The 13,564-nt window shown below is 64.6% G+C and carries 13 protein-coding genes and 1 pseudogene; 5 read left to right on the top strand and 9 right to left on the bottom strand.

Annotated features, from left to right (window positions below; genetic code table 11):
• Positions 1–18: 18 nt before the first annotated feature.
• The 6 genes from A3M7_RS0110530 to A3M7_RS0110505 form a co-directional block, all read right to left on the bottom strand.
• Positions 19–795, bottom strand: coding sequence for a phosphatase PAP2 family protein (locus tag A3M7_RS0110530; RefSeq protein WP_027543891.1), 777 nt, complete (start codon positions 793–795; stop codon positions 19–21).
• 298 nt (positions 796–1,093) lie between these two features.
• A complete protein-coding gene (locus A3M7_RS0110525; RefSeq protein ID WP_027543890.1) occupies positions 1,094–1,588 on the bottom strand; it encodes a hypothetical protein in 495 nt (164 codons plus the stop codon).
• A 23-nt stretch (positions 1,589–1,611) separates the two neighbouring features.
• Positions 1,612–2,091, bottom strand: coding sequence for a hypothetical protein (locus A3M7_RS0110520; RefSeq protein WP_027543889.1), 480 nt, complete (start codon positions 2,089–2,091; stop codon positions 1,612–1,614).
• 2 nt (positions 2,092–2,093) lie between these two features.
• Positions 2,094–3,296, bottom strand: coding sequence for a 23S rRNA (adenine(2503)-C(2))-methyltransferase RlmN (rlmN, locus tag A3M7_RS0110515; RefSeq protein WP_027543888.1), 1,203 nt, complete (start codon positions 3,294–3,296; stop codon positions 2,094–2,096).
• Positions 3,297–3,475: 179 nt separating this feature from the next.
• Positions 3,476–4,153, bottom strand: coding sequence for an invasion associated locus B family protein (locus tag A3M7_RS0110510; RefSeq protein WP_027543887.1), 678 nt, complete (start codon positions 4,151–4,153; stop codon positions 3,476–3,478).
• Between the two features lie 116 nt (positions 4,154–4,269).
• Complete coding sequence (locus A3M7_RS0110505; protein WP_027543886.1) at positions 4,270–5,109, bottom strand: SDR family oxidoreductase; 840 nt, start codon at positions 5,107–5,109, stop codon at positions 4,270–4,272.
• Between the two features lie 219 nt (positions 5,110–5,328).
• Here A3M7_RS0110505 and A3M7_RS0110500 point away from each other — a divergent pair, with 219 nt between their 5' ends.
• The 3 genes from A3M7_RS0110500 to A3M7_RS0110490 all read left to right on the top strand — a co-directional run bounded on the left by A3M7_RS0110500 (position 5,329) and on the right by A3M7_RS0110490 (position 8,784).
• On the top strand, positions 5,329–6,303 hold the full coding sequence (locus tag A3M7_RS0110500) for an NADPH:quinone oxidoreductase family protein (protein ID WP_027543885.1): 975 nt from the start codon (positions 5,329–5,331) through the stop codon (positions 6,301–6,303).
• A gap of 579 nt (positions 6,304–6,882) precedes the next feature.
• Entirely contained in the window at positions 6,883–7,605 is a 723-nt protein-coding gene (locus A3M7_RS0110495; RefSeq protein ID WP_245284222.1) for a hypothetical protein, read from the top strand.
• A gap of 18 nt (positions 7,606–7,623) precedes the next feature.
• Entirely contained in the window at positions 7,624–8,784 is a 1,161-nt protein-coding gene (locus A3M7_RS0110490) for a TAXI family TRAP transporter solute-binding subunit (protein ID WP_027543883.1), read from the top strand.
• Positions 8,785–8,949: 165 nt separating this feature from the next.
• Here A3M7_RS0110490 and A3M7_RS0110485 read toward each other — a convergent pair whose 3' ends face one another.
• Both A3M7_RS0110485 and A3M7_RS0110480 read right to left on the bottom strand, forming a co-directional pair.
• Positions 8,950–9,333, bottom strand: coding sequence for a YkvA family protein (locus A3M7_RS0110485; protein WP_027543882.1), 384 nt, complete (start codon positions 9,331–9,333; stop codon positions 8,950–8,952).
• A gap of 90 nt (positions 9,334–9,423) precedes the next feature.
• The gene (locus A3M7_RS0110480; RefSeq protein WP_027543881.1) at positions 9,424–9,726 is read right to left on the bottom strand and encodes a 4a-hydroxytetrahydrobiopterin dehydratase; all 303 of its coding nucleotides are present in this window, start codon (positions 9,724–9,726) and stop codon (positions 9,424–9,426) included.
• 151 nt (positions 9,727–9,877) lie between these two features.
• Here A3M7_RS0110480 and A3M7_RS0110475 point away from each other — a divergent pair.
• Together A3M7_RS0110475 and A3M7_RS0110470 are read left to right on the top strand one after the other, a co-directional pair.
• Positions 9,878–11,321 (top strand): annotated as a pseudogene (locus A3M7_RS0110475) (TAXI family TRAP transporter solute-binding subunit).
• Positions 11,322–11,487: 166 nt separating this feature from the next.
• The gene (locus A3M7_RS0110470) at positions 11,488–13,029 is read left to right on the top strand and encodes an alkaline phosphatase (protein WP_027543880.1); all 1,542 of its coding nucleotides are present in this window, start codon (positions 11,488–11,490) and stop codon (positions 13,027–13,029) included.
• A gap of 24 nt (positions 13,030–13,053) precedes the next feature.
• Here A3M7_RS0110470 and A3M7_RS0110465 read toward each other — a convergent pair whose 3' ends face one another.
• Positions 13,054–13,437 (bottom strand): response regulator, encoded by a 384-nt coding sequence (locus tag A3M7_RS0110465; protein WP_027543879.1) that lies wholly within the window; start codon positions 13,435–13,437, stop codon positions 13,054–13,056.
• Positions 13,438–13,564: the final 127 nt, after the last annotated feature.

The following is a 13,564-nucleotide window of genomic DNA, read 5'->3' as shown; positions in this document are numbered from 1 at the left end:
CGGCACGCATTTAATGGCTCAAACTGACGGCTCGGGACCCGTCTTGCGGCCAAACAGGCGCTGGCGGAGCCGGTAGCCGGGCGAGGCCAGCCGCGTCAGGGCGGCATCGACGGCCGCGTCCGAGAACCGCGTCCGCGGCCAGCGGTAGATCAGCGCGTAGGCGAACCAGATCACGACGAAGGTGACCAGGCCGGCGATCGAGACGTCGGTGAAGAAGTGCCCGCCGAAGGCCATGCGCAGCCCTGACGTCACAAGACCAAACACCACGGCGCCGGCATAGGCGAGCGGCCGCCATGCCGGCGGGGCCAGCGCGGCAGGGGCCAGCGTCCAGAACGCGGTCGCGCCCTCGCCCGAGAAGAACGAGCAGTTGCGCGCGCAGCCGCCGCGCGGATCCCACCACGGCACGAACTGCTGATCGCCGGCAAACTGCGTCACCACCACCGGGCGCGGCCGGCCCCAATAGGTCTTGAAGGTGAGGTTGGTGAGGATTCCGGCCGACAGCGTGATCGTCACCAGCAGGAAGATCACCGCGCGCCCCGACACCATCAGCGGCCGGTCCGGGCGGAACAGCTTGACCACGAGCGCCACCAGCGAGGGCAGCACGAACGCCCAGGCGATCCACATCGCCGCATCACGCGCGACGCCGGCCCAGCCGCTCGATTTGAGCGGAAAGGTCCTGGTTGCGGGATCGAAGAACAGCGCGGCGAGCTTGAGATCGAGTTCGGGATAGAGGCCGAAAACGACGCCGATCACGAGCCACAGCGCCAGGGCGATGAAGAGTCCGGTCCGGTTCATGCCGCGCGGTTTAGCGGAGTGGGGAGGGGATGAAAACCCCGGAATCGGTCGCGGCTGGTGGCGTAGGCGACAATGAATTTTGTCGGAACGAGATGGCTCTACACCGTCGTCCCAGCGAAGGCCGGGACCCATAACCCCAGGGAGTGGTTTGGCGAAGACTCGTCGTCCGGTACTGCTATCGAGCCTCCACGGATAGACCTCGCGGTATGGTCCCGGCCCCCCGTGCGCAATTGCGCACTAGGCCGGGACGACACTGAATATGTGGCGCGTTGCGTCGCGTCTCAGTGAGGTGCGCCAGTCACCGCGCATCCGGCCGCGAATGCGACGGCAACGGCGGAGGCGGCTTGTGCGGGGGCGGCGGATTGCGCCAGGCGCCGGCGTTGCGGCCGGCGATCAGCCAGTAGACCACGCCGGCGACGATGCCGGCGCCGGTCATGATCTCGAGGTGACGCCGCACGACGCCTTCGAACTGGAACGTGTCGGAGTGAAAGGGAACGAGGCCGAGGTAGCAGGCGAGCCCCACGAGGCCGCCGCCGACGGCGTAGGCCAGCGCGCTGCGGATGTAGAGCGCTTCGGTGATCGCGACGATCACCGCCGCCGGCACCAGCGCAAAGCCGGAGACGAAGATGAAACCGAATCCGAGCAGGACGTCGATCGTGCCTTGATCGACGGGACCGGCGCCAAGATCGGCGAATTCCGGAAACAGCAGCGCGACGACCACGATCATGCCGCCGACGAAGCAGGCGGCGAGAAAGCCGATGAAGATGACGACGAGGCGGCCGATGAGTGCCATGAATAAAACCTATCCTTGCGACCTCAGCTCGCCGGCTCCGCTCGTCCCACCTTGCGCCATAGGCCGGCCGTGCGCCCTGCAATCAACCAATAGGCAGCGCCCGCAACGATCCCGGCGGCGACAATCGCGATGGGATAGGGTCTAATGAGTCTTGGCGTGTTGTGCCCCGGCGGGATGAGTGTCTCCTCAAACGGAGCGACCACCAAATAGCAGACAAGGGCTGTCGCCGTACCGGCAACGAGATAGACCCATAAAGCGCGCCGATCCGTCAGTTCCGTGATCGTCACCGCGACGATTGCAGGCAACACTGTCGCGCCACATAGCACCTTGAAACCGAGGCCAAGCAGCACGCTCATATCTTTCAGAAGGTGCAGGTGTGCGAGCCTTCCAAGCGCCAGAAACGCTTCATATTCCAGGACCACGATGGCGTAGAAGATCTCCGCGATCGTGCAAGCGGCCAGAAACGCGAACGCGATGATCGGCAGGCGGCGGATCAGCGCCATCCTTAGTCCGTCATCGCCATGGCGCGCAGTGTCTGGCGTTCGCGGGCCGAGAGCTTTTCGGTCTCCGACTTGAGCTGGCCGCAGGCGGCGAGGATGTCACGGCCGCGCGGGGTGCGCACCGGCGAGGAATAGCCGGCGTTGAAGATGTATTCGGAGAACTTCTCGATCTGGTCCCAGTCCGAGCATTCATAGGCGGTGCCGGGCCAGGGATTGAACGGAATCAGGTTGATCTTGGCGTGAATGCCCTTGAGCAGCTTCACCAGCAGCTTTGCATCGTCGAGCGAATCGTTGACGCCCTTGAGCATCACGTATTCGAAGGTGATGCGGCGCGCGTTCGAGGCGCCGGGATAGTCGCGGCAGGCCTGCAGCAGCTCCTTGATCGGGTATTTGCGGTTGAGCGGCACGAGCTCGTTGCGCAATTCGTCGCGCACCGCATGCAGCGAGATCGCGAGCATGACGCCGATCTCCTCGCCGGCGCGCACGATGTTCGGCACCACGCCCGAAGTCGACAGCGTGATGCGACGGCGGGAGATGCCGATGCCTTCGTTGTCGCCGACGATGAGCAGCGCATCGCGCACGGCGTCGAAATTGTAGAGCGGCTCGCCCATGCCCATCATCACGATGTTGGTGACGCGGCGCGTGCCGTCCTCGCGATCGGCCCAGTCATTGAGGCGATCACGCGCAACCATGATCTGACCGACGATCTCGCCGGCGGTGAGGTTGCGCACCAGGCGCTGCGTGCCGGTGTGGCAGAACGAGCAATTCAGCGTGCAGCCGACCTGCGAGGAGACGCAGAGCGTGCCGCGATCGGTCTCGGGGATGTAGACGCACTCGACTTCATGCGCCTTCTCGACATTGTCGCCGCTCGGCAGCCGCAGCAGCCATTTGCGGGTGCCGTCGTTGGAGATCTGCTCGGCCACGACTTCGGGCCGGTCGACGGTGAAATGCTGTGCGAGCTCGGCACGAATGCCCTTCGAGATCGACGTCATCTCGTCGAAATTCTGGGCGCCGCGGAAATACATCCAGTGCCACAGCTGCTGCACGCGCATCTTGCGCTGCGCAGGTGCGACGCCGATCTCGCCGAGCCGGTCGGCAAGCTCGTTGCGCGACAGGCCGATGAGCGAGGGCCTCGCCGGCGGCACATAGGTTTCGAGCGGAGTCTTCTCCACCAATGTTGCGTTGTGCGGCTCGGTCGTCGTTTGCATCAGATGGGCCTAATTACTTGGTCGTTCCGGGATGGTCCGAAGGACCAGACCCGGAACCTCGAGATTCCGGGTTCGATGCTGCGCATCGCCCCGGAATGACGGAAAAACTTGGAACCGGCCCTATATAGCAACCGCAGCCGCCGATTACGACCGTAGAGCTACTGTCGGCAGATAAAGCCTTAACGCCGGCAATCCTGAGAGATCTTGTCGAGCGCCTGGGCAAGGCCCTTCAGCGAAAACGTGTCAGTCGTCTCCGTTCCCTTGGCCGAGACGCCTTTGACCACGAGATCGGCGGATTTGCGCATGGCTTCGACCATCCGCTCCTCCTCGGCCGCGTTCTTGATCCAGAGGCCGTCGCCCTGCGTGTACATGGCGAAAGCGGCGCCCCCGACCTCGACCGAGGATTCCGATCCCGGCTTCAGCGCGTAGCCGATCATCACCGAGACTTCGTTGTTCACCTTCTCGGCCGGCCGGGTCGAGACGAAGGCATAGGCGGGATCACGCGGCCGGTTCGGCGGATTGGTCTTCGACGACGAAGGCTTGGCCAGCGCAAAGCAGACCTTCTTGCCGTTGGGCGTGGCCGAATAGGCGCCCCAGGTGCCGAACTGGCCGATCAGGGTCGGCTCCGCGCCGCCCGCAACCGCCGTAGCCGGGGCCACCGGCTTGCTCTCGGGTTTCGTTGCGGTCTTTGCGGTCGTATTGGGGGCCGGCGCAGCCGCTTTCGGTGCAGCCTCTTTCGGTGCAGCCTCTTTGGGTGCCGACTTGGGCGCCGGTTGCGCCGTCTGAGCCCGCGCGGAATCGGTGATTCCCCACGCCGTCACGCCGGCCATCAAAGCCAAAAATAGCACCCGCCACATGCTGGAGTGGTTCCCTCAATATTGTGACTGGAAGATGGCCCGGCCGCGCATTGTCCCCGCGGCAGGGATAACCGGGAAAGTCCAATTTGGGAAGGCAGTTAGCGGGTTAGCAACAGCTAGCCTCGGGATCGCGCGGCGCGCTGGTCGGCCCATTGCGCGTCGGTCCAGCCGAGCAGGTCCTCGGCGCCCGAACTGCGCAAATGCGCGCCACCGTCGATCACCACCATCTCGCCGTTGATGTAGCCGGCGCGGTCGGAGACCAGGAAGCTGGCGAGATCGGCGAGCTCGCTGTGGTCCCCGGTCCGGCCAAGCGGGTTCCGCGCGGTCCAGCCGTCGTCGCGGCCTTCGGGACGGAGCTGTCCGGATGCTCCGGCGGTCGGGAACGGACCCGGCGCGATTGCGACAGTGCGGATGCCCTTCGGGCCCCACTCCACTGCCAGGCTTTTGGTCATCGCCAGCACCGCCGACTTCGCCATCGCGGACGGCACGGTGAAGGCGCGGCCGGTGATGGTCGAGGTCGAGAGGATCGAGAGCACGACGCCGCCATGCTTGCCGTCGATCCAGCGTTTGCCGGCAGCGAGCGTGCAATACATCGCGCCATGCAGCGTCGGCGCCAGGATCGCATCCGCGGCGCGGAAGGAGAGATGTTCGCTCTGGGCAATGAAGGTCGCTGCGGCATTGTTGACGAGAATGTCGAGCGGCGCCTCGCGCCAGATCGCGTCCATCATGCTCTCGACGGCGGCACCGTCGCGGATATCGCAGGCGATGGTCGTGACCTTGCCGCTGGTCTGCGCGCGCATCTCGGCTGCGGTTGCCTCGAGCCGGTCGAGCTTGCGGCCGCAGATCACGAGCTCGGCGCCGAGCGCGAGGAAGCGGCGTCCCATCGCGGCACCGAGGCCCGAGCCGCCACCGGTGACGAGAATGCGCTTGCCCCTCAGCAGACCCGTTTCAAACATCGTTTGAATCCTTCTTTTTTCTTTTTCGTCATTGCGAACGCACCGAAGCAATCCAGACTATTTCCGCGGCACGGACTCTGGATTGCTTCGCTGCGCTCGCAATGACGCAAGGATAGGCCTGCGCGCTCCCTTAGACAAAGAATCCGGATTGTAGGGCTGCGCTAAATCCGGCAGAAACGAGCCAACTATAATTCCACCTCGAAACGCCTGGGTGCCGCCATGAAAGCCATTCTCTGCTCGCAATATTGCCAGCCCGACGATCTCGTGCTCGCCGAGGTTCCGGATCCGGTGGCAGGTCCCGGCGAGGCCGTGATCGCGATCAAGGCGGCGGCGCTGAACTTCTTCGACATCCTGATGATTCAGGGCAAGTACCAGATCAAGCCGCCGTTCCCGTTCTCGCCGGCCGCGGAAGTCGCCGGCGTGATCGAGAGCATCGGCCCCGGCGTGACCGACCTCAAGGTCGGCGATCGCGTGGTCGCCTCCTGCGGCCACAACGGCGCGCGCGAGAAGATCGCGCTGCCGGCGGCATCGATCGTGAAGATCCCGGACAATCTCGATTACGACCGCGCGGCCGGCATCATCATCATCTACGGCACCGCACTGCATGCGCTGGAAGATCGCGCCAGCCCCAAGCCCGGTGAGACGCTCGCGGTGCTCGGCGCGGCCGGCGGCACGGGCCTTGCCGCCTGCGAGCTCGGCAAGCTGATGGGCCTCAAGGTGATCGCCTGCGCCTCGTCGGACGAGAAGCTCGAATTCGCGAAAGCCCATGGCGCCGAGCTCACGCTGAACTACGGCAAGGAAGATTTGAAGGAAGGCCTGCGCAAGCTCACTGATGGCAAGGGCGTCGACATCATCTTCGATCCGGTTGGTGGCGCGTATGCCGAGCAGGCGCTGCGCTCGATCGCCTGGGAAGGCCGCTTCCTCGTGATCGGCTTTGCCGCCGGCGACATTCCGAAGATGCCGCTGAACCTCGCGCTGCTGAAGGGCTGCGACATCCGCGGCGTGTTCTGGGGCGCCTGGACCCGGCTCAATCCCACCAAGAACCGCGCCAATCTCGAAAAGCTCGTGAAGTGGACCGCGGAAGGCAAGATCTCATCGCATGTCGATCGCACCTTCCCGCTGGCACAGACCGCGGACGCGCTGAAGGTGCTCGCGGGACGCCAGGCCATGGGCAAGGTGATCCTGCATCCGTGAGATGATGCGGGCGGCGGCGCGACGCTGTCGCTACGCACACACCTGTCATCGCTCGCCTTGCGCGCACTTGCGCACTGGGGCGGGCGATGCAGCATTCCAGAGGCGGACGTGATTGAACCGAGGGGCCGCAGCGTCCCGGATGCCGCGGTCAAGCCGGGGCAGCGGAGTGCGCGGCAGGCAGCGTGAACAACCCTGACTTCGCGCAAAATTGCGCGTCACCGCCTGGTAGCGCCTTCTCAACCATCACCGCCAAAATTGCGGTGCACTCCCCCGCGTCGCCCGAATCAAACCTAAATTTTTCCCGATTCGCCCCAACCGTTGTCGCTTTTTGGGCTGATTCAAATTGCGATTTACCGGTTCCAGATTGCAGGGCGCTCCTGGACAAAAACAAGAAAACTAAAACCGGCATTGCCCCGCGTTGTGTCAGTATTTGGGGGAAGCATCACCATGGAGACGACGGCATTCCGTCCGTCCTGGGGGTCGAGGGCGCTCGACTCCGAACAAGCGGCATCACATCCGTCCACCGCATCCTACATTCGTGCGCGCGCTGAACGGATCGATCCTTCATCGCACGATCCCATGCCACTGTTCTTGTCCGATCCGCTCAGCGCGCCGGATCCACGGGAATTCGCGCCATTGGCCGTGCGCACCAGGGCCAGAAGCGTCCGGCGCATTCTCGCTGCCGTCCTCGCCGCGTCGGTCATCGCGGTCCCGATCGCGCTGTTTTGGTCCGACATCAACCGGCTGCTCACCATCAACGGCACGTCGTGGATCGGCGCGGCCGCGAACGAGGCCGCGGCTCCCGCCAATCCGCCTGCCGCACGGCAGGGTCCGGTCAAGGATGCCGCGCGTGTGACCAACACGATGCTGGCGAGCGCTGACGCACAGGATGCTCCTGCACCGGCGACGCCGAGCCGCGAGGCGATCGCAACCGCCTATCAGAGCGCGCTCCAGGCTCAGGCACCCGCGCCTGTACCGACACAAGTCGCGGCACAGCCCGCGCCACCGCCGCCAGCCAGGAGCCTCGACGCCGACACGCTGGCCGGCTTGATGGCGCGCGCCAAGAGCCTGTTGACCGTCGGCGACATCGCCGCGGCGCGGCTGCTGCTCGAGCGCGCGGCGAATGCTCAGGATGCGACGGCGGCGTTCCTGCTGGCGCAGACCTACGATCCAGCCGTCCTGGGCACCAAGGACACGCGGAGCATCACCGCCGACGCCGTCGCCGCACGCGACTGGTACCAACGGGCCGCCAGCCTCGGATCGGCGGAAGCGCGAAAGCGCCTCACCCAACTCTCGAACTAGAACTCTTCAGAGGATATCATGCGTAACGCTTTGGGAATGGCGCTTGCCGCCATCATGACGATCTGCGCGTTCGCGGCACGCGCCGATCAGACCGAATACGATCCAGCCAAGGTCTCGGACAGCCTGAAGGCGATCTTCCAATTCGGCTCGACCTCGACCAAGCAGTCGCTGAACGCCAACACCGTCACGCTGATAACAGGCACGATCGGCGGCACCTATGTGCAGTTCGGCGCCGACCTCGCCTCGGTGCTCGACGACGGCAACAAGATCCGCGTGCTGCCGATCGTCGGCCGCGGCTCGGTGCAGAGCGTCGCCGACATCCTGTTCCTGCAAGGCGTCGATCTCGGCATCGTGCGTGCCGACACGCTCGACTATCTCGAGCGCAAGGGTTTTGCGAAGGATATCAAGAAGCAGTTCACCTATGTGACCAAGCTCTACAATGAGGAGATGCAGGTGATCGCGCCGAAATCGGTCGCGACGCTGAAGGACCTCGAAGGCAAGACGGTGAGCGTCGACCTGCCGAACGGCGGCACCTTCGTCACCGCGCTCACCGTGTTCGAGCGGCTCGGGATCAAGGCGAACTTCGTCTATGTCGAGCAGCGCATCGCGATGGAGAAGCTGAAGGCCGGCGAGATCGACGCCGTCATCGTGGTCGGCGGCAAGCCGTACAAATCGGTCTCGACCTTCGGCAATGACGGCCGCTTCCATCTTGCGAAGGTCGACTATGCAAAGCCGCTCCAGAGCGACTATCTGCCGGCAACGCTGACCGCAAAGGACTATCCGAACCTGATCAAGGAGGGCGAGAGCGTGGACACGATCGCGGTGCCTGCGGTGCTGGCGGCCTATAACTGGGCGCCCAACACCGAGCGCTATCGCAAGCTCGCGCTGTTCGTGGACGCGTTCTTCACGAAATTCCCCGCACTCCAGAACCCACCCTTCCATCCCAAGTGGAAGGAGGTCTCGCTCGCAGCGCCCCTGTCCGGCTGGAACCGATTGCCGGTGGCGCAGCAATGGCTCGACAAGCACGGCGTCGAGCCGGTGACACGCCAGCGCTTCGAGGCGTTCCTGAAGCAGAGTCCGACGGCCGCGAACGTATCCGATGCGGACAAGGAAAAGCTGTTCAGACAATTCCAGGCATGGGACGCGGAGAAGGCGCGAGCGCAGGCGGAGAAGAAGTAGTTCTCTCGGCGTCGTCCTGGCGAAAGCCAGGACCCATTACCACCGAGAGGAGTTTGGCGAAGACTCTGAGCGAGCACCGGCCGTAACCATTACCAAACGGGGTAATGGGTCCTGGCTTTCGCCAGGACGACACGGAGGATGTAGCGACGAGGCGTTGCGAGGCAACTACTCTCTCGCTTCCGCCTCGTCCACGCCCCGCTTCAGCGCGGCGCGGGCGGCTTCGCGGTGCTCCGTCGTGATGTGGCTGGCGACCATGCGGATGGCGGTGGCGAGCACGGCGGCATCATCGGTGAAGCCGAGGATCGGCATCACGTCGGGGACGAAATCGAACGGCAGAATGAAATAGGCGATCGCCCCCAGCAACGACGCCTGGACATGGCGCGGAGTCTGCCGGTCGAACGCGCAATAGTAGGCTGCGAGCAGGTCTTCGGCGAACGGCAGATGCGCGGCGACGCGCTTCAGCTTGCGCCAGAAGCGGCGGCGAACGCTTTCACGATCTTCCGCGAGCCGATCGGCCGGCTCAAAGCCGACGCTGTGTTCGGCAGCCATGCTCCAAAACTCCCCGTTCCGCCGGGAGCGGCGGATCGCCGCATCCCCTGCTGATCACAAGATGGGGATGCAGCCGGTCGCTGCAAGACGTCAGCCCGGTGTAAGCTTGGCGATGGCGTTCATCGCCCTGGCGAGCTCGATGTCGAGCGCCGTGACGCCGCCGGCGTCATGGGTCGACAGCACCACCTCCACGGTCTTGTAGACGTTGCGCCATTCGGGGTGATGATCCATCTTCTCGGCGACCAGCGCCGCGCGGGTCATGAAGCCGAAGGCTTCGTTGAAATCCTTGAAGACAAAGGTTTTCCCGATGGCGTCGCGGCCCGAAACTTCGGTCCAATCAGGTATTCCGCCCAGCGCCTGCTTGCGCGCCTCCATCGTCAGCCGTTCTGCCATGATCGTCTCCGTGCTTCAGGGGAACTTTACCCTAACACCGTGCTTACGCCCGGGTTCATGCGGGATTTGCCCCATCCGCTAACCATGACGGAGAAGTAACCCCGCCGGACAAGAAATTTGCTACAATTGCGGGCGTAAATCGCCGGCCAAGATGAAACTGAGCCTCAAGCGCCTGTTTGGGAGATCGATGACCGGGGGATTGGACCTGGCCGAAGCGCCCACCCCGCCTTCGCCGCGATCAACGGCGCGGAAGACGGCACTTGTGTCTCTGGCGCTGGTGCTTGCGATCATCGGCGCGCTCGTCGGCGGCTATTATTTCGCGATGCGCCCTGTGACGCTGAAGATCGCGGTCGGTCCGGCCAATAGCGACGACCTCAAGGTCGTGCAGGCGCTGACGCAGGCTTTCGCGCAGCACAAGAACTATGTGCGGCTACGCCCGATCCAGACCGACGGCGCCACCGCCAGCGCCGATGCGCTCGCGGAAAACAAGGTCGATCTCGCCATCGTGCGCGGCGACGTCGACGTGCCGAAGAATGCGCAAGCCGTCGCGACCCTGCAAGAACGTCGTGGTGCTGTGGACCGTCCCCGGCAAGGGCAAGAAGAAGGGCGCGAAGATCACCAAGATCGCGCAGCTCGCCGGCCATCGCGTCGGCGTGGTCGGCCGCACCCAGGCCAACGTCAATCTGCTCAAGGTGATCCTCCAGCAATACGGCGTCGATCCCGCCAAGGTCGAGATGGTGCAGTACCCGGCCAACGAAGCCGCCGAGGCGATCAAGGCCCAGAAGGCGGACGCCTATCTCGCGGCCGGACCGGTCAACAGCAAGATCACGTCGGACGTAATCGCGGCTTCCGCCAAGGACAGCGGCACGCCGACTTTCCTTGCGATCGATTCCGCGGATGCGATTGCGCAAAACCATCCCGTCTACGAAGCATCTGAGATTCCCGCAGGTACCTATGGCGGCTCGCCCGATCGTCCCGACGACGAGGTCAAGACCATCAGCTTCTCGCACCACATCGTGGCGCGCAAAAGCGTGTCCGACACCACCATCGCGGCGTTCACGCGCCAGCTCTTCGCCGTGCGCCAGCAACTGGTGGCGGAATTCCCGATGGCGGCGAAGATCGAGACGCCCGACACCGACAAGGATGCGGTGATTCCCGTGCATCCGGGCGCAGCCGCCTTCGTCGACGGCGAGGAAAAGACCTTCCTCGACAAATACAGCGATTACATCTGGTGGACCCTGATGGCGCTCTCGGCCATGGGTTCGCTCGGCGCCTGGTTCGCGGGCTACCTGAAGAAGGACGAACGCGACAACAACAGCCATTTGCGCGACCGCCTGTTCGACATGATCGCGGCGGCGCGCAAGAGCGAGACGACGGAAGAACTCGACCAGATGCAAACCGAGGCTGACGAAATCTTGCGCGACACGCTGCGCTGCTTCGATCACGGCGCGATCGAAGAGGGCGGGCTCACCGCCATCAACATCGTGCTCGACCAGTTCCACGCCGCCGTCGCCGACCGCAAGGCCGTGCTGTTCGCCATGCCGCAAAGCCTGCAGCGCGCAGGCGCGCAATTCAGGGCCGCCGGCAACGCGTAAACGCTTGCGCGCGTAATCGCTGCGTCACATTGTCTCAATATAGCTTTCGTTGTCATTCAGGAACGCGCGTAGCGCGAATCCGGAATCTCGAGATTCCGGGTCCGGTCCGTCGGACCGGCCCGGAATGACGACGCGAGATGCGCACGAGACAACCAGCGAAGCCGCCATGAACATCAAATTCTCCCGCCGCCGTTTTCTCACCACCGGGGCCGGTGCGCTCGGTGCGATCGCGATGCCGCACCTGTCGCGCGCGGCCGACCGGCCGGCGGTTACGCATGGCGTGCAGTCCGGCGACGTCACGGTCGACGGTGGCGTGGTCTGGGCGCGCGCCGATCGTCCGTCGCAGATGCTGGTCGAGGTGGCGACGACGGAAACGTTCAAGGACGCCCGCGCGCTGCCGCCGATCGCGGCACTGCCGGAGAGCGACTTCACAGCGAAGATGCTGATCGAGAACCTGCCGGGCGGACAGGACATCTTTTACCGCGTCCGCTTCCGCGACCTCTCGCACAGCGCGATCGAGGGCGAAGCCGTCATCGGCCGCTTCCGCACCGCGCCGGCCGACCGTCGCGACGTCAGCTTCGTCTGGGGCGGCGACGTCGCAGGGCAAGGCTGGGGCATCAATCCTGATGACGGCGGCATGCTCACCTTCTCCGCGATGCGCAAGCATCGCCCGGATTTTTTCCTGCACTCCGGCGACACCATCTACGCCGACGGCCCTATTCAATCCGAAGTCAAACTCGCCGACGGCAAGACCTGGAAGAACGTCACCATCCCCGAAAAGGCCAAGGTCGCGGAGACGCTGGACGAGTACCGCGCCGCGCACAAATACAATCTCACCGACGACAATGTCCGCGCCTTCAATGCCGAAGTGCCGATCTTCGTGCAGTGGGACGACCACGAGGTGACCAACAACTGGTCGCTGTCGAAGGAGTTGCCGGCGTCCTACAAGGTGCGCGACATTTCGCTGCTCGCAGCCCGCGCCGGCCGCGCCTTTCACGAGATGTATCCGATGCGCGAGAGCATCGCTGAGCCGGGCCGCGTCTATCGCCAGATCTCCTACGGCCCGCATCTCGACGTGTTCGTGCTCGACGAGCGCAGCTATCGCGGCCCGAACGGCGCCAATCTCGAAACCGCCTACGGCCCCGCCAGCTACTTCCTCGGCCCGGACCAGATCGCCTGGCTCAAGCGCGGCCTGCTCAACTCGCGCGCGACCTGGAAGGTGATCGCCTCCGACATGCCGCTCAGCCTCGTCGTCTCGGACACACCGAAGGGCGGATCGGAGGCGATTGCGCAGGGCGACGGCCCGGTGCGTGGCCGCGAGTTCGAGATCGCCGACATCCTGCGCTTCATCAAGATGGCGCCGATCAGCAACACGGTATGGCTGACCGCGGATGTGCACTACGCCGCCGCGCATTACTACGACCCGAACAAGGCGCAATTCCAGGATTTCGAGCCGTTCTGGGAATTCGTCTCGGGCCCGCTGCACGCAGGCACCTTCGGTCCGAACGAGCTCGACAACACGTTTGGGCCTGAGGTGCGCTTCGTCAAGGCGCCGGGCAAGGACAGCCAGAACCTGCCGCCGTCGGCCGGCATGCAGTTCTTCGGTCACGTCAAGATCGACGGCGCCTCCGGCCAGATGACGGTGACCTTGCGCGACCGCGCCGACGTTGCGCTGTGGTCGACCACGCTCGATCCGAAGCTCGCCTGAAGCCGCCTCAGCCAGAGCGGAGCGTCATGAACCGCGCGACCGCAGCGCGGCCTCGAGCGCATCGCTCGAGCACGGCTTTTGCAAACGCGGCCGGTTGACGAAATCGGGAGCGATCCGCGTCTCGTCGCCATAGCCGGTGACGAACACGAAGGGAATTTCCAGGGCCGCCAGCCGCTCGGCGACGGCAAAGCTTTTCTCGCGGCTGAGCTCGACGTCGAGCAGTGCGAAGTCGGGCGCGCGCGCCGCGATCGCGGCCAGCGCCTGCGCCACCGATCCCACGGTGCGCACGCTCGTCACGCCAAAGCCGAGCAGGCGATCCTCGAAATCGATCGCAATGATCGGATCGTCCTCGACGATCAGGACATCGGTGGGGACGGCGGACGAGCCGTCCGGGGAAGCAGGTATCATGATCCTGGCTATTGAGGGCTGCATGTTCTTACCGATCAAGGACAGCCTCATCCCGACGCCTGCGCCCAGCGCACCGGAGGGTTCCCGGAACGAAACTCACCACAGAACAGTTCTTACGTCTGTCCAC

Source organism: Bradyrhizobium sp. WSM2254 (assembly GCF_000472645.1).
Taxonomy (GTDB): Bacteria; Pseudomonadota; Alphaproteobacteria; order Rhizobiales; family Xanthobacteraceae; genus Bradyrhizobium; species Bradyrhizobium niftali.
Note: the sequence above shows the minus strand (reverse complement) of the source record. Positions and strands in the feature narration are given on the sequence as shown.